This window comes from Phaeodactylibacter luteus, assembly GCF_007993045.1.
GTDB classification, from domain to species: Bacteria; Bacteroidota; Bacteroidia; order Chitinophagales; family Saprospiraceae; genus Phaeodactylibacter; species Phaeodactylibacter luteus.
Genome location: NZ_VOOR01000025.1, coordinates 33330 through 55620 on the forward strand (window position 1 = coordinate 33330; position 22291 = coordinate 55620).

Sequence of the window (22291 nt, forward strand, 5' to 3'; positions counted from 1 at the left end):
CTGTTTAATGTACTAACAATTTACTGGATTTATGCTGATCCGCCGCCTTCCTTTGTTGATTGCTCTGCTGCTCGGGCTGTCAGCTCCTTTGCGGGCTACTCATATTGTAGGTGGTGAAATGACCTATACCTGCCTTGGTGGCGACAGCTATGAAATTGTCCTCACTGTCTTTCGGGATTGCTTCAACGGCAACCCCAATGCCTGGTTTGACAATCCGGCTTCCATTGGCATCTTCAATGCGGATAATGAGCTGCTGGAGCAGGTGCTTGTCCCATTGATGAACAACGATACCCTCAGCCCAGTGCTCAACAGCCCTTGCTTGGTAGTGCCCCCCAATGTTTGTGTGCACACGACCACTTACCGGACGGTAGTGGAGCTGCCGCCAATACCTGGCGGCTATCAGTTGGCTTATCAGCGCTGCTGCCGCAATCAGACCATCGTCAATATTGTCGATCCCCTCGATACCGGTGCGACCTTCGGCGTGACGCTCACGGAGGAGGCCCTGAACGCCTGCAACAGCAGCCCGCGTTTTCAAGAATGGCCCCCGATCTATATCTGTGCCAATGAGCCTATCGTTTTCGATCAGTCTGCTACAGATTCAGACGGGGATTCCATCGTTTACCGTTTGTGCACCCCGCTCACCGGGGCAGATCCGGAAGTGCCTCAGCCCCAGCCCCCGAATGCTCCTCCTTACGATGAGATCGTTTGGGTAGCGCCAACCTATGGAGAGCAGAACATGCTCAATGGCTTTCCTGGGGGAGTGCCCCTGCAGATCAACGGGCAGACGGGGCTGCTCACCGGGCTGCCGAATACGATTGGGCAGTTTGTAGTGGGGGTATGTGCTGAAGAGTACCGGGATGGGGTGCTGTTGTCCACCATCCGTCGCGATTTTCAGTACAACGTTGGCCTTTGTGGGGTGGCGGAGGCCGCATTTGCCGCCCCTGAAGTTCAGTGCGGTAGCCTGACCGTCAGTTTTGAAAACCAGAGCACCGGGGCGACAGGCTTTGAATGGCAGTTTAATGACCCTGGCAACCCCGGCTCAGTTTCTTCTCTGCCCAATCCGGTTTACACCTTTTCGGACACCGGGCGTTATGAGGTGTTGCTGATCGCGGCCCCCGGAGAGGTCTGTGAAGATACCTTTGTTCAGGAAGTCCTATTGCAGCCGGAAACACTGCTGCCCGATTTTGACTTGGCCATCACGGGGTGTGCCGATACGGCCCTGGCTCAGGCTTCGGACCAAAGCACAGCCCTGTTTTCTTCTATTATAGAGCGGGAGTGGCTTTTGGAGCCTCAGGGGCAAACGGCCTTCGGCTCTTCGCCCTCCTTTGCCATTACGGCATCAGGCGAATACAACTTGACCCTTTTTCTGACTGCGGCCAATGGGTGTTCTGCCGCTGTGACGCGCTCGTTTGAAGTGGAGCTGTTGGGGGATGCCCTAGGGCGGGATACCCTGCAGGCCTGCCCCGGAGACAGCCTCTTTCTGAACCCAGCGTTCAATCCGTCTTTGGCATACAGCTGGGAAGGGCCAGGCATCGCTGCTCCGTCCAGCCCCAACCCACAAGTTTTGCCCACCGGGAGTGGGAGCTACGCGGTGACCATTACCAATGCAGCGGGCACCTGCTCCTTTGCCGGGGCAGTGGAGGTGGTGGTCCGGCCGCAAGTGATGCCATTGGCGCCAGCCGATACGCTGGCCTGTACAGCTTCCTTTACCCTTTTGGGCGAAGCAGAAAATGGCGTAAGCCTTTCTTGGTATAAGGACCCCGAGCTGGCACAGCTTATTGGGGAGGGGAGTGGGGTAACGGTGTATCCGATCGGCCCGCAGGTGTACTATCTGCAAGGCCGGGACGAAGCCGGCTGTACCGGGCTAGACTCAGTGTTGGTAGACGGGCGGGCCGTACGGGCTGTCTTGACTACGGTGCCGGCAGTTTGCCCGGGCGAGCTGGCTACCGCTGTCCTCATCAATCAGCAGGAGGGCGATACGCTCAGCTACCAGTGGAGCCCCGAAGAGCATACGGTTTTTGGGACGCAGAATGCCATTTTGTATGCTGCGCTGCCATCGCCGGGCAGCTACACCTATACCGTGCTTACGCAAAATCAATACGGGTGCACCCGTACCGACAGTGTCACCTTTGTGCAGGTAGATACGGCCAGCCAAGCCGGTTTTCAGACGGCACAACAGTGCAGTGGGTACAATGTGCAGTTTGCCAGCGCCAGCACTAATGCACCTTTGTTCCTTTGGCAGTTTGGCGATCCGTCCAACCCGAATGCTTTTGGCGCAGGAGCTTCCACTGCTTACACTTATCCTGGCCCAGGCACTTATACCGTCAGGGTGACCCTGCCCGGCTACTTGTCCTGCCCGGATACCCTGTACCAGGAGGTAGTGGTAGGGAAGCCCCAGGTTTTCCCTGCTTTCGACTTTGAGGTGACAGCCTGTAGCGATTCTATCGTGCTGCAGCTGAACGATGCTTCCCAAAACCTGCAAAGCGAGATTGTAATGTGGGAATGGGCCCTGAGCAATGGCTTGGAGGCCACGGGCCCCAACCCGGCTTTCGTCATCTACGAATCCGGGGATATCTTAGCCCGGCTGCGCATCACTTCGGCCGATGGCTGCATAGATGAGCACACCGGGCTGATCCCTATCGCAATACCAGACCCCGCCTTGCCTGATACCCTTTTGGCCTGCCCCGGTACACCAATATCGTTGAACCCCAGCCCTGTGCCCGGCTTTGCTTACACTTGGTCGCCATCGGCCTTGTTTTCCGACCCCACCGCCCCCTCGCCGGTGGTGGAGGCCGATAGCACGCAGCACATTCAGGTGGTGCTGGAGGAAGAGCAGGGGATATGCCGGCTGGAACGGGACATTTTGCTCCAAGTGCCCCCACAGCCAGCTTATGTGCTAAGCCCGGACACCGCTGTATGCAGCCCTTCTGTTACCCTTTCAGTGGCGGCCTCTTCTGGCAATAGCCTGGCTTGGTCCTACAGCCCGTTTTTTACGCCCCTGCTCTCCGATCAGCCGGTAGTCGAGGTGCCTGCTGCAGGGGAGAATACTTTTTATTTCCGCCTGACGGACCCCTTTGGGTGCGTGCAGTTAGACAGCGTGCAGGTAACCGGGAGCAGTGTGCAAGTGTTTGTCCCAGATCTGGTCCAAGCTTGTGCAGGGGACACGGCCAGGGTAGAGGTCGTGCCCCTCATTCCAGGGCAGGAGTTGGTATACCATTGGGAGCCGGAAGGGGCGCTGCTTTCGGGGCAGGGCACGCCTGTGGCTGTCCTCGCTGGCGCTGAAGATGTAGACCTAAGGGTGGAGATCATGGATCAGCTGGGGTGTTGGATAGAGCGGCTGGCCCGCATCCGGTTTTCCGAAGAAGGGGTAGCGGCAATGGCTTCTGCCCAGCCCATTGAGCTTTTCGAAGCTGGCACAGTGCAGCTGCAGGCCAATGAAGGGCCCGGGCTCACGTATTCTTGGCAGCCCCCCGGGCTATTGGACAACCCTTCCGCTGCGGCTCCTGTGGCTTTTATAGATACGACCACCTTGTTTACCGTTACGGTTGAGGGGCAAAACGGTTGCCGGGGCACAGCAGCGGTATGGGTACGGGTGCTGACGGAATGCCTGCCGCCTTATATCTTTGTGCCGAATGCTTTCACCCCTGACGGGGACGGGCTGAACGATGAGCTGAAAGTATTGGGCGGTGCCATTGACGAAATGGAGTTCAGGGTTTATAACCGCTGGGGGGAAGAGGTTTTCTATTCGGACAACCCCGCCTATGGCTGGGACGGGGCCTTCCGCGGGCAGCCCCTGCCCCCCGATGTCTATGGCTATTACCTGGAGGTGCGCTGCTTTAATGGCGATCTGTTCCAGGACAAGGGGAATATCACCTTGCTGCGCTGAAAATGGCAAACTATTCATCAACAAATATGGAACGGATGTTAAAGCAAACAATTACAGGTGTACTGCTCACGATTGCGCTGGCTGTGCCCTTGCAGGCACAGTACGAATTCACTACTCAGCACGAGATTGCATGTACCCCAGTCAAGAATCAGCAGCGGACAGGGACATGCTGGAGTTTTTCCACCATCTCTTTCATTGAGGCCGAACTGCTGCGTATGGGAGCCGAAGAGGCTGACCTTTCGGAAATGTATATGGTCCGGAATATTTATAAGGACAAGGCCCGGAATTACATCTTGCGCCAAGGGAAAGCCAATTTTAGCCAGGGGAGCCTCAACCATGATGTGATGCGGGCATTCCGCATGGCAGGAGCTGTGCCCGAGCTGGTTTATTCCGGCCTATTGGAAGGGGAGCAGGTGCACGACCACAGCGAGATGGAGGCTGCGCTGAAAGGCCTGCTGGACGGGGTGCTGAGCACCGAGCGCCCAAGCCCCAAATGGCCAGCAGCGGTTGATGCCGTCATGGATGTTTATTTGGGGGCAGCCCCACAGGAGTTTGAAGTGGGAGGCCAGGCGTACACGCCTCAGTCTTATGCTGCTTCTCTGCCGGTCAGCCCAGATGATTATGTAAGCTTCTCTTCTTTTTCCCATCATCCGTTTTACAGCACGTTCATAGTTGAAGTGCCGGATAACTATTCAAACGGCAGCTACTACAATTTGCCCCTAGACGAGCTGCAGGCTTTGGTGGATCATGCGCTGAGCAGTGGCTATACCGTAGCTTGGGATGGAGATGTGAGCGAGAAAGGCTTTAGTGCAGGGCATGGCCTGGCCATCCTCCCGGCCAATGAGCGGGCGGAAGGGCTGTTCGATGCCCCACAGAAGGAAGTAAAGGTGACACAGGCCAACCGTCAGGCTGCATTTGAGTCTTTTGCTACCACGGATGACCACCTCATGCACCTCACAGGTATTGCCAAGGACCAAAAAGGCACCACGTATTACCTCACCAAAAACTCTTGGGGCGAGATCAGCGAGTACCGAGGTTTTCTTTATATGTCGGCCCCTTATTTCCGCATGAAAACGGTAGGTCTCATGGTGCACAAGGATGCGGTGCCGAAGGAGCTCAGGGAGAAGCTGGGCTGGTAAAGTTGATGCCCCCGGCGGCAATTTACAAGATACTTGCTGGGGGGCTCTGCCTGTATGGTGGCAGTTTTTGCCGCAAGGATGGGCCTGCCTAGCCTGCTTCGCGGGAGGGGGCCTGCCCCTGCCTTGAGGGCAGGTGCCGCTATGCTACGGGGCTCGCTATCCGCTCGGCCCTGTCGGGCTTGCCACCCCTTCGCAGCGCTAGGCCAATGCCTGGCTAGAGCCCGAAAAGCTGAGAGCGTGTTGGGATTTTGGCCTTCTAGTCGGGAAATTGCAGTTTGCAGACCGATTACTAAAGTCCCAACACGCTCCTAAACGCTTGCGATATTTGAGTTCACACCCGGCTGTTAAGAGTTGGTCGGCCAGCTGAAAAGGGCTTGCAGCGCAAGGCTCAGATAGGCTATAATTCGCAAAGGGAAAACAAAAGCCGCTCCCCAACAAAGGGGAGCGGCTTTTGATCTGCTGTTTCCAAAAGCAGGCGCTATCTCGCCAAAGTCACATCTCCTTGGAAAGGATCAAGCTCGAACCCATTAGGGCGGGCAACGCGGATGCGGTAGTAATAGACCTCAGATGGCTGCGGCTTATCGTTGAACTGGCCGTCCCAGCCGGTTTCTGGAGTGTCGTTATCGTAAACCAGCTGCCCCCAGCGGTTGTACACCTTGAACTCCAAGACCTGGATCTGATCTGCATTGGCCTCTGCCAAGAAGTTGAAGAAGTCGTTCTGCATATCCCCATTAGGCGTAAAGGCATTGGGCACATTGACATTGATCTCATCCACATCAATTTCCAGCTGTACGATATAAACGCAACCCTCGGGCGTAGTCACCTGCAGCATAAAGGTTTGAGTGCCAGCCTCAAGCAACTGGTAGCTGATCTGTTCCAGCCCTAAGCCGCTTCCGATGACCAGGTTGGAATCAGCCGTTACAGCCATCCAAGTGAAGGTGAGCTCCTCCGGGTTGAAATCCGACTCATAAATTGCAGTCAGGACGACTTCGTCCCCTTCGAAGAAAGTAGCACCGATGGAATCTTGGGAAATGTCGATGCCATCGAGCTGGAAGACAGGCTCCACCGCTATCTGTAACGAATCCGTGATGGTGGTGCAGCCGCCGCCGCTCACGTAGGTGAGGGTATAGGTCGTAGTATCTGTCGGGCTGACGGTAACGGGGGCGCCCTCGTAAGTCGTTCCATCGCTGCCGCTCCAGAAGAATTCATCTTCCGGGCTGCCGCCAAACACCTCGACATTGAGGTTAGTGGACTCGCCAAAGCAGAGGTCGAACTCGTCCGGGAAAAGGTCGAGCATGACCTCGCCGATCACATTGATGGTAATGCTGTCTTGAACAGGGGTACAGGAGCCATTGTCAGCTATCACATAGTAGGTAGTCGTTTCAGCAGGTGTTACCACCGGCTGCGGATCGGTGGAGGTGTAAGCTGGGTCAGAGGCGGTCCAAGTGTAAGTGCTGTTGCCATCAGAAGCGGTGTTCAGCTCGACGCTTTCGCCCAGGCAAATGATGCTGATGGTGTTCAGCTGCAGCACAGGATCGGGGATGACATTCACGTTGGCAATGGCATTGAAGTCGCAGCCTTCCTGTTCTATCAAGACCTCATACCGGCCGCTTGCAGGGGAAGCAGTAGGCGCAAAGCAATCGTTGCAGCTCAGGTTGCTGCCCGTCCATTCAAAAGACTCGTACTCTCCGGTGATCTCCAGCTGAAAACTGACGGCTTGCCCCACACAGACCAGGGTATCCGCAGGGGTTATGCTGGCCACAGGAGGTTCCTGTACCAACAAGAGGATGGAAGCGGTATCTGTACAGCCCCGGTTGGTCGTGATGCGCACATACTCGAAGGTGTCGATCACGGTGAGCACCAAGTTCCAAAGGCTGTCCGGGGTCTCTTGCCCCGGGCCGGCTTGCCACTCAGCGCTGAGGTCGGGGAAGAAGGACGGCTCGTAAGTGTTAGAGCGCAGGGTGACAATCTCCCCTGCGCAGTATTTGTCCTTCGCGGGGTCAGCGATAATTTCGCTATCCGGTATAGAATCTACGCGGATATAGATGGAGTCGAAAACTTGACAGTCGCCTGCGTTGAATGAGCCAAAGTACCAGCCGGAGACCTCAGGGCTGGCAGAGACTGTCAGGCCGGTAGTATCGCTTAGGGTCCCGTTGTTGGGGCTCCAGGTAATATCAGTTGCCGCACCATTCAAAATATCTGCTTGTAGGTTGACCACATCGCCCAAGCAGATCTCCACGCTGTCTCTGGCCGGTGCGACAATATCAATATCAGCCGGTACGACAGTCACCGTTACTTCGCCGATTTGGGAGCAGGCACCGTTGCCGCTTTCCGCAAATAGCTGGTAGGTAGTGGTGACATCCGGGGTGGCCGTGGCGTGTGCGATCGAAGCATCATCCAAGCCTGTGGCCGGAGTCCACTCAAAGGTCGTTGTCGTTAGCTGTGGGTCGATGAAGCTAGCCAGCTGTACGCTATAATTTTGGCAGATGATGGTATCCGCTGCCACGTCAGGGAAGTCGAAGGGGGATACGTCAATGTTGACCGTGTCCTGCACTACGCAGCCCGCGACGTCTACCGAGACGATATAGTCCGTGCTGACTTCCGGTGTAGCGATAGGGTTGGGGGCGTTGGGGTCGTTCAGCCCGATGGCAGGCGCCCACTGTAGGTTTTGGTCGCCGACGTTGTTGGTCGACGAAAGCTGTACCTGATCGCCCTGGCAAATGAAGACAGTATCAACGGGTGTTGCGGCAATGTTGGGGTCTACCAATTGGAGGAAGATGGAGTCATTGGCGACACAAGGGCCTACGATGCCTTCTACGTACACCCACTGCGACATTTGCGGAGAAGCAGAAGGGGAGGCGCCTGTCGGCTCATCGAATACGCTTACCGGAGACCAGAAGTAGGAGCTTGCTCCATTGACGGACAGCACAAGCGAACTGTCTGCACAGACGAGCGCGGTATCCTGCGGTATATCGATATTTACGGAGATTTCATCACGGATTTCCACAACCAGGGTGGTATAGACGACTTCGCCGCACCCAAAGTCATTGCTCAGCACGATGATGAGGGTCTCTGTTTCCTCCATTTCCATATCCGTGAGGGTCGTCAACGGGAATGAGATTTCGGACTGCCCGGGCTCGAAAAGGACTTCGTCGGGGATATCCAGGATGTAGTCTTCTCCATTGTCGGCAGTACCGCTGATGGTCACTTTAAAGGTCGTACTGTCTTCTACGGGCTGGTTCAGGGAGATGACGACAAAGTCTTCTTGGTCTGTGCAGTTTTCTACAAGGTAGTCAATCCCAGAAGAGAACTGAACGCCCAGGTTAGGAGTGCCCCCTTTGAGTTCAGAGACAAACACGCCGGAGTCGTAGGAGGAATCGCCCCGGTCGGCAATAGCCAGCTTCAGGTGGTAGGTATTGCAAGGCTGTACGGGGGTAGAGGCCGTCAGGCTCTTTTTGACTCCTAGGAAATCAGAGGTCAGGCCATCGTACTGTAGGCTGAGCCCATCGGTGTTGTTGCGGTAGAACTCCCAGTTTTCCAGGTTGTTCACGCTGTTGATCTGTACGGGCGTCTGAATGCCGTTCGGCAGCACTGCGATATTTTGTTGGTTGTTCATGTTGGGGTCTCCTACAATGCCTGGGCCGGAGACCAGGAAGGCAAAGATATCGTTGAAGCCATCGCCTACGAATTCCGGGTACTCTTCCGAGCCAAAAACGTACTCAAAGGAGAGCTCATCGGTCGTGACAAAAACGTCGAGTTCTACCACGCAGGCATTTTCCGAAAGGGTAGCGTCGCCAAAGACACCGGATAGGTAATCCAGGTCGTCATCTCCAGGGGCTTGGTTGTTGGAATTGAAATTGCCGCCGCCCCCGTCGTTGTTAGGCCCGATGGCCCAGCTCGTCGTTCCGGTAGTGAGGAGGAGCCCCCGCTCCAGCCCAAGGTCGGTATTATCCCCGGCTTCAAAGGTGCCGTAAGAGACATCCGGGCAGTTGATGTCTGTGATGGTCGCGGTAACACTTGGGGTAGAGACAAACTCCACGATATCCTCTTCGGTAGCGTTATCGTTGATGACGACAGGCGTGTAGGGGTCACATTCTTGGCTGCACTGCCAAGACCCCTGAAAGCCTTCGAAAGAAGTTTGTGCATCAGAGGTAAAAACGACGGTCAGGCAACCGCTTGAGGCGCGCACCTCGTAGCAGACGGCCCCTCCGCCTTCGTCGGTTACAAAGTCGCTGCCGCCTATATCAGCGATGAATACCCCCTGATCAGCGCTCGGCCCGTCATAAAAAGTAAGGACATCGGTAGGGATGAAGCCGCCCTGCTCAATATTGTAATAATCGAGGGTGAAGATGATACATTCATTGGGCTGGTCTGGGCAGATGTTGAACTCGAAGTTCTCGTTGTTGCCATAGTCCCCGTCTGGCCCGCCGCTGTCAAAAAGGATGCCGGTACAAGCCGTAGAGCCCCCCTCGTCGATATTGCTGGCCGGCTCCATTTCGTCTACACAAACCTGGAAAGTGCCCCAGTTGGGTGTTGCGGTAGCGCTATAGTCAGAAATACGTAGGTAGTAAGTTACGTTCGGCGTTAAGCCCATGATGTCTAGCTCCACAAAATCGCTCCCTTCTTCTGCGCTCTCACAGTCCAGTTCTGCCAAGTTGTCAAAGGCGCACAGGCCCCGGTAGATGGCTACCTGTGGGTTGGTCATGCCCGCTGCGCCCATGCCATCAGCCAGGCCGGTCACGGTTATGGTGTAGTCAAAGATGGTATCAGAGGTCGTAAAAGCAAACCACACATCATTGCCGACAATGCCCCCATTGAAGCAATCCGGGATGTTGCCAAAGCCGATGTCGCTTGGTGTTGCGCCCACATTCGTGAAAAATGTAGTGTCTGGGCAGGCTGGCGCTACGCCTAAATCGATTACACCTGCACAGTCGTCATTTACAGGTTGGGCGAGCAAGGCAAATGGGAGTACGAAAAATGCCAGGAAAGCGTACTTCTTCATCATAAGTCTAGTGTGATGTGCGTGTTGCGAAAGTATATGTACTGAAAGGGAGCTGTAATGCTGGCACAGCCGGGCATTGCGAGCCCTTTTGCCTACAGCGTGTAGTTTTTATTTTCAGCAACTAAAGTAGGGAATACGAGCGTAATTGCGGCAGGTTGATGTTATTTTGTTCCGTATTTGACGCATACTGCCCATTTTTTTTAGGCTAGTGCCTTAAGTCATAAATCTCTGATACTTAAGCTGGAGTTATTTTCCGGCTAATCAAGGCGAAGGTTCGCGACTTTAGCCCGAGCTAAAGGAGCGGTTCTTTAACGAAGAGTAGGCGGAAAAGAACGAAACTTGGGGTGTCAAGGATTCATGGCTTGAGGCACTAATCCTCCGAGCAGTTGGCCAAGGCTTTTTTGACCTCACCGTATGTCATGTAGCCATAGTCGTTCCCCCAAGAGTGGTTGATGTAGTTGATGACGTTGGTGATCTCAAAGTCCGACAGCGCGCCAATCCCCTCCATCGGGTTGTTGTAAGTGGTGCCATTGACGACTACTTCGCCCTCCATGCCGTAGCGGATAATACAAGCCAGGGCCTCCTGGTGCTGGGCAACATAGTCGGCACCTGCCAGGGGCGGGATGTTGCCGGCCAGCCCGCTGCCATCGTCCATATGGCAGCTGGCGCAAAAGTTCTGGTAAAGGATGCGCCCCTGCTTGTAGGGGTCGTCCCTGCAGCTGGCCAGGATGAATAGTGTGCCGAAACTAATGCTGAGCAGTAGCGTCTTCCATTTCATGAAGCAAGGTTTCTATGTCTTTGATAAATTGCCCGACCTCTTCGGGGGAAGTGCCGTTGCAGTAACTCCTGATGTAGCCCTTTGGCCCCACGAGCGTGAAACGGCCGCTGTGGTCAAACCCATCGGGCAGGTTTTGGTCTTCTACCACAAGATTGTAGTAGTCATCAGCCATATCGTAAAGGCTGTCTTTGTCCCCGGTCACGAAATGCCACTTCCCGGGGATAGCCCCCAGGTTTTCTGCATAAGTTTTGAGGCGGGGCACGGTATCCCGCCCAGGGTCTATGGTGTGTGAGAGGAGGAGCAGCCGGCTGTCGCCACTGAAATGGCGCTGTATCCGCAGCATCTGTTGTGCCATGACCGGGCAGATGGTCGGGCAGGAGGTGAAAAAGAAGTCCGCCACATAAGCCTTGCCCGCAAAGGTAGCGCGGCTGACCGGCATGCTGTCCTGATTGACAAAGCTGAAATCCGGTACAGGGAGGAAGCTCCCCCTGTCATCCTTAGGGCTGAGTATGGGCAGCTCCGCCTGTTGTTGGCAGGCAGTTGAAAAAAGGAGCAGCAGGCTTAGGGCTAAACCCAGTTTTGAAAAAGGGCGCATCATGGATTAATGGTTAATACGTTTTGGTCATGCTAGAGGGCACAAGCAGGTAGAAGTCGGCTTTCCCTTGCTCTCCTTCTGGGATGGCAGACAAGTCGTCCGTCTCTAGTGTAGTGATGGTCAATACCTTTGCTTTAGGGGCATAGGCTTCCTTAAGGTACCAGACAATGCCCTCGTAATGGTCGGAATGGTAGCTCCCGTTGAAGTGGAGGAAGACGCCTTTTTCGGGCAGGTGCTGACTGATGAAATACGCCATGGTCGCATCTTTTATCGCCTGGGCTTTGGGGAAGTTTGCCGATCCGCTGCCGTGGCCGCCCATCATTTCCACCATCTTGACGTACCCGGGCAGGTTGGGGTCGTAGGGCACAGGGGAAGGGGCGATATACTGCTGTGCTTCCGGGGCCAAGCCCTCAAGGGCTTCAAACCCGCCTTTGAACACCAGGCTGGCATACCGGCGCGGGATGTTGGTCGCGATAAAAGGGAGCTGTTTTTCCAGCGCAAAATCTACCAGCGGCTTGTAATCCGTTTTGTAGTTGTTCCATACCCTTGCCTCGTCTTCAAAGGTTTTGGCAGGGATGGTCCCATTGAGGTACTCGGTGAGCAGCAGCTGATTGTCCGATTCGAACATTTCTGCACCAAGGACAAGGCTCCCTTTGGCCTCCTCGTGCAGGGCTTTCGTGAGCTCATACTGCATCCAATGGGCGATCGGGTTGTTGTGCAGCTCGCCAAAGAAAACCACATCTGATTTTTTGCTTTTCTTGACGATGTCGGCAAAAGTAGCCGCTCCGCCCTCGGCATTGAGCAGCTGATAAGCTTTGAGGTCTTGAGCATTGGCATGAACGCTCAGCAATAGGCTAATACAGAAAAGTAAGGTGCGCATAGTGGGAGTTTGACAGGATGAAAAAGAGTGCCGAAGATAGGTTTAATCCGGGAATTGGACTTTCCCGCGCAGGGCTTTCTTGTCTGAACGCCGCTTCTTGTTCTGCAGCCGCTTGCGGTTGTCGGCCCGCAGGGGGGAAGGGCCTTTTCTTGGTTTTGGCGGCTGCAAGGCCTTTTCCAAGAGCCGGAAAAACTTGCGCGTGGCGGCTTTCCGGTTGAGGAGCTGAGACCGGCTGTTGCTGCTGTCCACCTGCAAAATGCCATCGCTGTTGATGCGGTTGGCCAGGGCTTTGGCCGCCCGACGCTTCTCCACCGGGCTCAGCCCCGCCGACGCCTGAACGTCGAACAACAGCTCAACGCGGGTTTCTGTCTTGTTGACATGCTGCCCGCCGCTGCCAGAGCTGCGCGAAGTCCGGTAATTGAGTTCTCGGTTTACGATTTCCTTTTGCATAAAAACAGTGGTTTCTTTTCTACAGTCCTGCTTTGTGAACGGCCAGGAGCACTTTATAGTTCAGGCTGCGCAAGCAGGCCGATTTTCCCTTCTGCCACAAACTAAATAGGGTATCCTGTGTTTTGCTTCCACACCATTTCAATCAAGATTTAAGCCTCAACTCGATATGTACACCAAGCGCGGTATTATGTGGTTCCGGCAAGACCTGCGTTTACATGACAATGAAGCGCTCTGTGATGCCATTTCCTCAACGGATGAAGTCCTTCCCGTCTATATTTTTGACGAACGGGCATTCCTTGGGCAGACGCATCAGTTCGGGTTCCCGAAAACCGGCGCACACCGCGCTCAGTTTATCATCGACAGTGTGCAGCACCTCCGGAAAGCCTTGAAAGCCATCGGGAGCAACCTCATCGTCAGGGTTGGCAGGCCAGAGGAGATTTTGTTCGAACTGGCGGGGAAGGTAAAGTCCAATTGGGTGTTCTGCAACCGGGAGCGCACGCCCAACGAAGTGTATGTACAGGACGAGCTGGAGCAGCGCCTTTGGACCATTGGGCAGGAAATACGGTATGCCAGAGGGAAAATGCTTTACTATACAGCAGATTTGCCTTTCCCCATTACCCACACACCGGATACTTTTTCTCAATTCCGTAAGGAAGTAGAACGCTATGTGCCGGTGAGGGCGCCCCTGCCTGCCCCAGGACAGATGCAGCCCATTATGGTGCGCATAGAAGAAGGGGAGATCCCAACTTTGGATGGCCTCGGGCTAAGGCCTTTGCCGGAGCACTCGGATCATTCTCCCGGGGTCCGATTTGAGGGCGGTGAAGCTGCTGGGCTGCAGCGGCTCAACCAATTCCTTTGGGGCACTGATGATGTTTATGCTTATGCAGACGAGCAAGATGGCGTGGTGGGGCAGTGCGTCAGCAGCTTGTTGTCCCCTTGGCTGGCACAGGGCTGTGTCTCTCCCAAAATGGTGTTCCACCAATTGTCCGCTTATGCGGAAGAGCGGGGGGCAGAAGGTTCTGTGACGGAGCTGAAGCACAGCCTGATTTACAGGGACTTCCTCCGGCTGATGGTGAAAAAACACGGGCCCGTGGTTTTTGGGCGCGGGGGGCTGGCCCAAGAGCCTAAGCCTCATCTCAAAGAGGATATGGAGCTGTTGAGGAAGTGGACCGCAGGGCGCACCGGCGTACCATTTATCGATGCAGGCATGAGGGAGCTGGCTGCCACCGGGTACCTTTCCAACCGCTGCCGGCAAAACGTAGCAGGCTTCCTGGTCAACGACATGGGCGTCAGCTGGCAGATGGGCGCAGAGTACTTTGAGTCGGTCTTGGTGGATTACGATGTAGCGAGCAATTGGATGAACTGGAATGCTGCGGCTGGCCTGACCTTCGACTCCCGCGAAGACAAGGCCTACAACACCATCGCGCAAGCAGTCAAATATGACCCTAGCGGGGAGTACGTGAAAACTTGGCTGCCGGAGCTGGCTGGCGTGCCAGCAGATAAAATCCATCAGCCTGACCTGCTCACCCCCGAAGAGCAGCAGCAGATTGGGCTGCACATCGGAGCAGATTACCCCCAATCTATGATAGGCACCGAGCGGTGGCGGGCCAGGTAGGCCCTAAACCTAGGTTTGTAACTTGTTCCTATCGCAAAATCAACGCCTTAGGGGCTTGGTTTCCTCAATGAATGGCCATTTAGCCCGCTGAACGCAAAGGTAGTGGCTTCGCCAGTATCCTACTGGCTATGCTGTTACAGTAGGTAGGGTGGGCGTGAACCCCAATGCCGCGGGGGGCATGCTTCTCGGGTTTAGCCTGGCATTGGCCTAGCGCTGCGAAGGGGCGGCAGGCCCGACAGGGCCGAGCGGATAGCGAGCCCCGTAGCATAGCGGCACCTGCCCTCAAGGCAGGGGCAGGCCCCTATCCTTGCGGAGGGGGCAGGCTGAAAAACGACAATCTGATTGGGCAAGTACTTGATTTTTAAGGCTGTATCTGCTCCGGTAAAGCGCTTAGCCCAGCGCTACGTCCAAGACCATCATAATCGAGAACCCGCCGATGACGGAAATGGAAACGAGGTCTTGGTTCCCGTTCCGGTGGGCTTCCGGGATAAGCTCTTCCACGACCACAAAGATCATGGCGCCTGCTGCGAAGCTTAGCGCAAAGGGCAGGACCGGGCGCAGGGTCAGCACCGCGACCGCCCCGAGCACGCCAAAGATGGGCTCTACAACCCCAGAGGCCTGGCCGTAAAAGAAAGCTTTCCTGCGTGACATGCCCTCCCGTCTTAGCGGTACAGAGACCGAAGCCCCTTCCGGGAAATTCTGCAGCCCGATGCCGATGGCCAGCGCTACTGCAGCCCCTATGGTCGCCGAAGGCAGGCCGTGCACGACTGCGCCGAAGGCCACGCCAACAGCCAGCCCCTCCGGTATATTGTGCAGGGTGATGGCCAGCACCAGCAGGATGCTGCGCCGCCAGTTGGTCGGTATGCCTTCTGCCTCCTGTAGGGTCCCGCCTATGTGCAGGTGGGGAAGGACACGGTCTAGGGCTGCAATAAAGAGCGCCCCGCTAACAAAGCCTATCAGGGCAGGCAGCCATTCGGGAAGGTTGGTGACCTCCGGCGTCATCGCAATGGCCGGGGCCAGCAAAGACCAGAAACTCGCGGCGATCATGACGCCTGCTGCCATGCCCAGCATGCTGTCCAGTGCTTTTTGGTGGATTTTGCGGAAGAAGAAAACCAGGCCTGCGCCCAATGCGGTTACGCCCCAAGTGAACAAGGTGGCAACTAAGGCTTGTATGGCTGGGCTGAAACCGCTGATCCAAGTTGTTATCGCTTCCATAAGCTGTTGTTGTTTTCACAAAGCTAAGCAATAATTTCTAAGGCCGTCTAAAAAATTAATTTTGCTTTTCTAAGTCGCTGTATTTCCGGTTTCTGCACGCAATTACTCCGCCTCATTCCCTATATTTGGGCGCTATTTTTGAAGACGGGAACGCTTTGAGGCCTCGCCTTGTTCCCTCCTTTGTCAATGCATATTACTGATTTGGGGCAGGAAAATATGCTGCCCGGCTTCCAAAATTACAACCATGGATTTTCTGAAAGAACTGGAATGGAGGGGGATGCTGCACAACGCTACTCCCGGTGTCGAAGAAGTGCTCAAAAATGGCAAAGTGGCTGGCTATATCGGTTTTGACCCCACAGCGCCCTCGCTCACCATCGGCAATTATGTGCAGTTGATGCTCCTTACCCTGTTCCAGCGTTCTGGGCATCAGCCTATCGTCTTGATGGGCGGGGCCACAGGCCGCATAGGCGACCCTTCTTTTAAGGATGAGGAGCGGCAGCTGAAGACTTACGAGGAGCTGGACAGCAACCTGTCTTTCCAGGTGGAGCAGATGAAGCGCCTGCTCAATTTTGAAGAGGGCCCTAATAAGGCCATCATGGTGAACAACCTGGATTTTTACAAGGATATGAATGTTCTTGATTTCCTCAGGGATGTGGGCAAGACGCTTACCATCAACTATATGACTTCCAAAGAGTCGGTGAAAAAACGGTTGGACACCGGGCTTTCTTTTACCGAGTTCAGCTATCAGCTGCTGCAGGGCTACGATTTTCAGGTGCTGTTCAATCAGTATGGCTGCACCCTGCAGATGGGGGGCTCTGACCAATGGGGCAATATCACGAGCGGTACGGAGTTCATCCGCCGCAACCTCAATGAAAAAGCCTATGCCGTGACGACCCCGCTACTGACCAAGGCAGACGGCAGCAAGTTCGGCAAATCGACTGAAGGCAATATTTGGCTCGACCCCAACCTGACTTCCCCCTACGCATTTTACCAGTTCTGGATCAACGCTGCAGATGCGGACATCTCCAAGTTCACCCGTTACTTCACCTTCCATTCGAAGGAGGAGATCGAGCGCCGGGAAGCTGAGCTGCAGGGCAACCCCCAAGAGCTGAAGCGCCTGTTGGCAGAGGAGCTGACGGTCCGCATCCACGGCCAGGAAGCTTATGATTCGGTGCTCAAAGTGTCGGAGCTGTTGTTTGACCGCAAAGCCAGCCGGGAACAGCTTTTGGGCCTCACAGAAGCTGAGCTGTCTACTGTAGCAGCTGAGATCCCCTCCTTCGAGCTGCCTAAAGCGGCTGTTGCTGCAGGGGTCAATATCATAGACCTGATAGCGGAGCATACCAAAGTAGTTGGCTCCAAAGGGGAAGCCCGGCGGGCGGTACAGGGCAACGCCGTAAGCGTGAACAAGGAGAAAGTGTCCAGCCATGAGGCTATCATCGGGGCGGAGGCCTTGCTGCACGGGCAGTTCATCATGGTGGAGAACGGCAAGAAGAACAAGTTTATGTTGCTGGCCAGGTAGCCGGAAAACATAACAGCAAGGCAAAGCCGGAAGTGATATCGCTTCCGGCTTTTGTTTTTACATTTGCCTAAACCAAAATGGCACGGAACGATGGCAGGGAGTACAGCAAATATTGCAATATCTGACAATTGGCGCGAATACCTTCCGGCATACGTTTCTGGGGAGGTGGGCTTCCTCCCGGGGCTCCTCCCTGAGGAAGCGGTTGCTCTGCCAGCCGAGGAAGTGCTGGCCCTCCTCCGGCGCCGCCTTGGGGAGGCCGTACTGGAGCGGTGCCTACATGGGCAAGAGGCATTCCCGAGCCCGCTCGCGGGCAGCGGCAGCAGCAGCTGGGTAAAGCACACCGACATGGTAGGGGTTAACATCCGTACGCTGGGCAGCTTCTGGAGCTTGGTCAAATATGCCCTCACCCTCCCCGCCCATCAGCGCGCCATACACTTGCTGCCCATTTGGGAGCCGGGCGTGGTAGCCAGCCTCTACGGTATGGCCAGCTGGCACATCAATCCCGAGTTTTTCAGCGCCGAGCTCCAAAGCGCGATCCCCGCTTTGGATACCGTGGACAAGCAGCTCCGAGCCGTTGTCGGCCTCCTGCATGCCGATGGGCGGCTTGTGGGGATGGACGTCATCCCGCATACCGACCGGTACGCTGAGATGGTTTTGGCCAACCCCCAGCACTTTGAGTGGCTGAAAAGGGAAGGCGATCAGATCGTAAGCCACCGCGCAGAGCTGCACGAGGAGGTGGAAGGGCAGGTCTTGCGTTTCCTCCAAGAGGTGGGCCCTGCAGTGGAAGGCTTGCCTGTGCCAGCCTCTGCCGCTGATTTGTTCGGCCCATCCTGTTCGGAGCCTACCCGCCTGCAGTTGCTTTTTGGGCAAAAAGAGGAGTACGAAAAGCGGGGCAAAAGGAGGGGGCAGCTTGTGCAATTCCTTTATGGGCAAGGTTATGAGCCGGTGCCCGCTACCATGGCCCCCCCTTATCGGGGGCTGGAGGTAGACCCCCGACCCGAAACCCAGTCTACCGATGGCGAAGGCCGCACCTGGTACGAATACCGCATCACCGCCCCTACCGAAATGTCGAGGGTGTTTGGGCCGCTGACCCGCTACAAGCTTTACGGCCGCCTGGACGATAATAAGGACTGGGCCATCGATTTCAGCAAGCCCAGAACGGCAACCTGGGATTATGTCTGCCAGCACTTTTTGGCCTTACAGGAAACTTTCAATTTTGACTTTATGCGCGGGGATATGTCGCATGTGCAAATGAGGCCAGATGGGGTGCCGGTGGAGGGCGGTGCCTATTACGACCTCCACCGGGCAGTGAAGGAGGCCGTGCAAAAGGTCAAGCCTTACTTTGGATATTTTGCAGAGACATTCCTGGCCGGGCCGGGCTTTATGGCCTACGGAGATGAAAATGACCACCTGGAGCTTTCCCTGGCTGATGCCACCTTGGGCGACCTGCAGAGCATGGTGCCCGGCAGCCCGGTTTTCCTACAGCATTTCCGCCGGTACCTGGATTTGAAGGCTACTCGTGCCTTTGCCCCTGCCTTTACCATTATGACAGGCGATAAGGATGACCCCCGCTTCGATAAATTTTACCTCCACGGCAACGAAGCCCGCTACTTCGCCATGGCTTTCCTGCCCGATATGCCCGGCTATATGGGCAACGGTTTTGAATGCCGGGATGGCCACCCCGCGCCCGCGCCCAACGAGCATTATACCAAGCTGTATGTTTTCCGCATAGGCTCAGGGCCCAAAGCTACGCACGGCCCCTATGTTTGGGGGCAGAACAAAGCCCTGTTCGGCCGGCTGTCCCGCTTGCGCCTGCTTAGGGACCACTACAACAGGCAGCTTGAAGACCTGCAGCCGCTATGGCTGTTGCCCCCCGACCCAACCGGGGCTACCCGTGTCCTGGCCTGGTGGCTGGGCGGGCAGGCTCGCCTGCTGGCCGTAGTGAATTTTGGGGAGGGTCCGGCCCAAAATCTGAAAATACCACGCTCTGCCCTTGGGCTGGCCCCAATGGCGGTGCAGCAGGCTTTTTCTACACATACCGCCAACCTCGACAAAAAGTCCCTGTTGCAAACTCAGGGCCATTGGCACCTGCCCGGGCTGCAGCCGGGGGAAGGGCGCATCTACGGACTGGCCGATGAGGGGCAGCGGTAGGCATGACAAGGTGGCCCCTCAGGCTTGTTGATTGAATAAAAATTAACTCCCAATATGAAATTACCCATTTATCAAATTGATGCTTTCACCAGCAAGCGGTTCAGCGGCAACCCGGCGGCGGTCTGCCCGTTGGAGGCTTGGCTGCCCGATGCCGTTATGCAGGCGATCGCTGCGGAGAACAACCTCTCGGAGACTGCCTTTTACGTGCAGCAGGGGCCGCAGGAGTATCAGCTGCGGTGGTTTACCCCTACGGTAGAGGTAGACTTGTGCGGGCATGCTACCCTTGCCGCTGCGCATTGCCTTTTCCGCCACTTTGGCGAAAAAGGCAACAGCCTCTCTTTCCATTCCAAGAGCGGGCTGCTCTCCGTCGGCCGGGAAGGGGAGGGGTACATTATGGATTTTCCCGTGGACAATATTGAAGAGGCCCTGCCCCCGAAGGTGCTGTCAGCAGCTCTTGGGCTACAACCGGACAGCGTTTGGATGGGTAGGGATGATTACCTCGTCATCCTGGACAAGGAGGAGGCTGTAGCTGCCCTTGCCCCCGATTTGCGGAAGCTGCGGGAAGTGCGCAGCCGTGGCGTGATCGTTTCGGCTCCGGGCAATGAAGTAGACTTTGTCTCCCGCTGTTTTTACCCCAACGCCGGGGTGGATGAAGACCCGGTCACGGGTTCGGCCCACACCACTATGACCCCCTATTGGGCAGAGCGGCTGGGCAAGCAGGAAATGCAGGCGCGTCAGCTTTCCGCAAGGGGCGGCGCCATCCGGTGTACGATGCTGGGCGACCGGGTAGCGCTTTCTGGCCAAGCCGTAACTTACTTGGAAGGATGGATCGAAATCGACTAACCCGCCTGAGGGCACATTGATATGGCTATGCACCTGAGCGAAATTCTGATGCACCTTGGTGAAAACCGGGAAGATTACTTCAATGCGGTCACGCCCCCTGTGGTACAGAGCAGCAATTTTGCGTTCCCGACCCTGGATGCGTTCAGGCACGCTCTGGCTTCGGAGGCAGACCGGCCCGTCTACACCCGTGGCGACAACCCCACGGTCCACATTTTGAGGGAGAAATTGGCAGCGCTTGAGAAAACGGAGGATGCTCTGGTCTTTGGCAGTGGGATGGCCGCCATTTCCGCAGCGGTGCTGGCCAACGTGCACGCCGGTGCCCACGTGGCCTGTGTGAATGCGCCCTATTCCTGGGCGCGTTCCCTGATGGGCACTTATCTGCCGCGTTTTGGGGTGAGCTGTACCTTCGTGGACGGGCAGGACCTTGCGGCAGTGGAGGGCGCTATCCGGGAGGAGACCACGCTGCTCTACCTCGAAAGCCCCAATTCTCTGACTTTCGAGCTGCAGGACCTAGCTGCCTGTGCTGCATTGGCCAAGAGGAGGGGCATCGTCACCTGCATAGACAACAGCTATGCTTCCCCGGTTTTCCAAAACCCGGCAGCTTTGGGCATTGACCTGGTGGTACACTCCGGCACCAAATACCTCAACGGCCACAGCGACGTCGTCTTTGGTGCAGTCTGCAGTACCCGGGAGCAGATCAGCAAGATATTCAAGGGGGAGTACATGACGTTGGGCGGGGTGCTTTCCCCCCACGATGCAGCCCTTGCCCTGAGGGGGCTAAGGACGCTGGAGCTGCGCATGGAGCGGAGCCACCGTACGGCCTGCGATATTGCAGCGCGTTTGGAGGCCCACCCTGCTGTGGCTTCCGTCAATTACCCCTGGCTGCCTTCCTTCGGGCAGCACGAGCTGGCCCGGCGGCAGATGTCCGGTGCTGGCGGGCTGTTGTCTTTCTATTTAAAAACGACCGACTTTGCTGAGGCAGAGGCTTTTTTTGACCGGCTAGAGCATTTCCTGCTAGCGGTATCCTGGGGCGGGCATGAGTCCCTGGTACTGCCTTCGGCAGCTTTTTATAAAGTGCCCGGCCGGGAAGATCCGCCGGTGCCTTGGGCCCTTGTGCGCTTGTACCTGGGCTTGGAAGATACAGAATGGCTTTGGGCCGATTTGAAACAGGCATTGGATGCCGTTCAACACTGATCAGTTATGGAAAAAATTGTTATCCTGACCGGCGCAGGGATAAGCGCAGAGAGCGGGATCCGGACATTCAGGGACGCAGACGGGCTCTGGGAAGGGCACGATGTGATGGAAGTCGCTTCTCCAGAGGGCTGGGCGGCAAACCGCGAGCTGGTCCTGGAGTTTTACAACCAACGGCGGCGGCAACTGAAAGAAGTGGAGCCGAATGCGGGCCACCTGGCCCTAAAAGCATTGGAAAGGGATTACGAAGTGACGGTCATCACCCAAAATGTAGACGACCTGCACGAGCGGGCCGGGCAGGGGCACGTCCTGCACCTGCATGGAGAGCTCCGCAAAGCCAGGAGCACCCGTTTTGAGGAGCTGGTATATGAGTGGGAGGGCGACCTGCGCTTGGGCGACCTTTGCGAAAAAGGGCATCAGCTCAGGCCCCATATCGTATGGTTCGGAGAGGAAGTGCCTATGCTAGAGCCTGCCGCCGCTGCCGTTTATGAAGCAGATATGGTACTGGTCATTGGGAGCTCTATGCAGGTCTATCCGGCTGCAGGCTTGGTCGGGCTGGCCCACAAAGCCCATCAGATTTTTTACATCGACCCCCGCCCGTCCATCAATTATGAGCTCAGCCGCATCCCTTTCCTCGAAGTGGTGCCGGAGGCCGCCACGAGCGGAGTGCCGAGGATTGTCAACGACCTGTTGGGCGGGTAGCGGTTTTGGGAGGGCACATTGTGTATATCAGCGGGGAGGCAGGGAAGGGGCGAGGGTGCTTTGCACAATAAAAAAGTCCCGCTAAAGTGTTAGCGGGACCATAGGGAGCTTAATCGTTTCAGCTTGTATTTTCAACCCAATTAGCACCAGTAATTGAAAACAGCTGCTTGTGTTTCAAGAAGGGGCTTTGAGAGAGCCCCTAATTAAACTCCTGACAAAAATGCACAATACTCTTAAGGGCGGTTTAGCTCTTTAACACCGAAAAAGTACATTTCATAAAAGGTATGTAATTATTGCTTCTACTCTTTTGAGAACCTTAGGTACA

14 protein-coding genes are annotated in these 22291 nt (G+C 55.9%); 8 read left to right on the forward strand and 6 right to left on the reverse strand.

Going from position 1 to position 22291, the window contains the following annotated elements; all coding sequences use genetic code 11:
* Positions 1-31: 31 nt before the first annotated feature.
* Together FRY97_RS12690 and FRY97_RS12695 are read left to right on the forward strand one after the other, a co-directional pair.
* The gene (locus tag FRY97_RS12690; protein WP_147167915.1) at positions 32-3886 is read left to right on the forward strand and encodes a T9SS type B sorting domain-containing protein; all 3855 of its coding nucleotides are present in this window, start codon (positions 32-34) and stop codon (positions 3884-3886) included.
* Between the two features lie 35 nt (positions 3887-3921).
* A complete protein-coding gene (locus tag FRY97_RS12695; protein ID WP_147167916.1) occupies positions 3922-5025 on the forward strand; it encodes a C1 family peptidase in 1104 nt (367 codons plus the stop codon).
* A 478-nt stretch (positions 5026-5503) separates the two neighbouring features.
* Here the strand turns inward: FRY97_RS12695 and FRY97_RS12700 are convergent, their stop codons facing one another.
* The 5 genes from FRY97_RS12700 to arfB all read right to left on the reverse strand — a co-directional run bounded on the left by FRY97_RS12700 (position 5504) and on the right by arfB (position 12730).
* Positions 5504-10030, reverse strand: coding sequence for a choice-of-anchor L domain-containing protein (locus FRY97_RS12700; RefSeq protein ID WP_147167917.1), 4527 nt, complete (start codon positions 10028-10030; stop codon positions 5504-5506).
* A 367-nt stretch (positions 10031-10397) separates the two neighbouring features.
* Entirely contained in the window at positions 10398-10805 is a 408-nt protein-coding gene (locus tag FRY97_RS12705; protein WP_147167918.1) for a c-type cytochrome, read from the reverse strand.
* Positions 10774-11403: an SCO family protein gene (locus FRY97_RS12710; protein ID WP_246141716.1), complete on the reverse strand. Its 630-nt coding sequence runs from the start codon at positions 11401-11403 to the stop codon at positions 10774-10776. Before FRY97_RS12710 ends, FRY97_RS12705 begins: the two co-directional genes overlap by 32 nt.
* A gap of 10 nt (positions 11404-11413) precedes the next feature.
* Positions 11414-12280: a ChaN family lipoprotein gene (locus tag FRY97_RS12715; RefSeq protein WP_147167919.1), complete on the reverse strand. Its 867-nt coding sequence runs from the start codon at positions 12278-12280 to the stop codon at positions 11414-11416.
* Between the two features lie 42 nt (positions 12281-12322).
* Positions 12323-12730, reverse strand: a complete 408-nt coding sequence (arfB, locus tag FRY97_RS12720; RefSeq protein WP_147167920.1) for an alternative ribosome rescue aminoacyl-tRNA hydrolase ArfB — start codon at positions 12728-12730, stop codon at positions 12323-12325.
* Positions 12731-12896: 166 nt separating this feature from the next.
* On the opposite strand from arfB, the gene FRY97_RS12725 reads away from it, so the two are divergent.
* Positions 12897-14345: a DASH family cryptochrome gene (locus tag FRY97_RS12725; RefSeq protein WP_147167921.1), complete on the forward strand. Its 1449-nt coding sequence runs from the start codon at positions 12897-12899 to the stop codon at positions 14343-14345.
* 390 nt (positions 14346-14735) lie between these two features.
* Here the strand turns inward: FRY97_RS12725 and FRY97_RS12730 are convergent, their stop codons facing one another.
* The gene (locus FRY97_RS12730) at positions 14736-15560 is read right to left on the reverse strand and encodes a ZIP family metal transporter (RefSeq protein WP_147167922.1); all 825 of its coding nucleotides are present in this window, start codon (positions 15558-15560) and stop codon (positions 14736-14738) included.
* A gap of 244 nt (positions 15561-15804) precedes the next feature.
* Here FRY97_RS12730 and tyrS point away from each other — a divergent pair, with 244 nt between their 5' ends.
* The 5 genes from tyrS to FRY97_RS12755 all read left to right on the forward strand — a co-directional run bounded on the left by tyrS (position 15805) and on the right by FRY97_RS12755 (position 21966).
* Positions 15805-17079, forward strand: a complete 1275-nt coding sequence (gene tyrS, locus FRY97_RS12735) for a tyrosine--tRNA ligase (protein WP_147167923.1) — start codon at positions 15805-15807, stop codon at positions 17077-17079.
* A gap of 90 nt (positions 17080-17169) precedes the next feature.
* Positions 17170-19230 carry a hypothetical protein gene (locus FRY97_RS12740; RefSeq protein ID WP_147167924.1) on the forward strand — a complete coding sequence of 687 codons (2061 nt, stop codon included), beginning with the start codon at positions 17170-17172 and terminating at the stop codon, positions 19228-19230.
* A 54-nt stretch (positions 19231-19284) separates the two neighbouring features.
* Positions 19285-20073, forward strand: coding sequence for a PhzF family phenazine biosynthesis protein (locus FRY97_RS12745; RefSeq protein WP_147167925.1), 789 nt, complete (start codon positions 19285-19287; stop codon positions 20071-20073).
* Positions 20074-20100: 27 nt separating this feature from the next.
* Positions 20101-21267: a trans-sulfuration enzyme family protein gene (locus tag FRY97_RS12750; protein WP_147167926.1), complete on the forward strand. Its 1167-nt coding sequence runs from the start codon at positions 20101-20103 to the stop codon at positions 21265-21267.
* Between the two features lie 6 nt (positions 21268-21273).
* Positions 21274-21966 (forward strand): SIR2 family NAD-dependent protein deacylase, encoded by a 693-nt coding sequence (locus FRY97_RS12755; RefSeq protein WP_147167927.1) that lies wholly within the window; start codon positions 21274-21276, stop codon positions 21964-21966.
* Positions 21967-22291: the final 325 nt, after the last annotated feature.

Coding starts and splice junctions, on each gene's coding strand:
- FRY97_RS12690 (WP_147167915.1), top strand. CDS start 32: ATGCTGATCCGCCGCCTTCCTTTGTTGATTGCTCTGCTGCTCGGGCTG.
- FRY97_RS12695 (WP_147167916.1), top strand. CDS start 3,922: ATGTTAAAGCAAACAATTACAGGTGTACTGCTCACGATTGCGCTGGCT.
- FRY97_RS12700 (WP_147167917.1), bottom strand. CDS start 10,030: ATGATGAAGAAGTACGCTTTCCTGGCATTTTTCGTACTCCCATTTGCC.
- FRY97_RS12705 (WP_147167918.1), bottom strand. CDS start 10,805: ATGAAATGGAAGACGCTACTGCTCAGCATTAGTTTCGGCACACTATTC.
- FRY97_RS12710 (WP_246141716.1), bottom strand. CDS start 11,403: ATGATGCGCCCTTTTTCAAAACTGGGTTTAGCCCTAAGCCTGCTGCTC.
- FRY97_RS12715 (WP_147167919.1), bottom strand. CDS start 12,280: ATGCGCACCTTACTTTTCTGTATTAGCCTATTGCTGAGCGTTCATGCC.
- arfB (WP_147167920.1), bottom strand. CDS start 12,730: ATGCAAAAGGAAATCGTAAACCGAGAACTCAATTACCGGACTTCGCGC.
- FRY97_RS12725 (WP_147167921.1), top strand. CDS start 12,897: ATGTACACCAAGCGCGGTATTATGTGGTTCCGGCAAGACCTGCGTTTA.
- FRY97_RS12730 (WP_147167922.1), bottom strand. CDS start 15,560: ATGGAAGCGATAACAACTTGGATCAGCGGTTTCAGCCCAGCCATACAA.
- tyrS (WP_147167923.1), top strand. CDS start 15,805: ATGGATTTTCTGAAAGAACTGGAATGGAGGGGGATGCTGCACAACGCT.
- FRY97_RS12740 (WP_147167924.1), top strand. CDS start 17,170: ATGGCAGGGAGTACAGCAAATATTGCAATATCTGACAATTGGCGCGAA.
- FRY97_RS12745 (WP_147167925.1), top strand. CDS start 19,285: ATGAAATTACCCATTTATCAAATTGATGCTTTCACCAGCAAGCGGTTC.
- FRY97_RS12750 (WP_147167926.1), top strand. CDS start 20,101: ATGCACCTGAGCGAAATTCTGATGCACCTTGGTGAAAACCGGGAAGAT.
- FRY97_RS12755 (WP_147167927.1), top strand. CDS start 21,274: ATGGAAAAAATTGTTATCCTGACCGGCGCAGGGATAAGCGCAGAGAGC.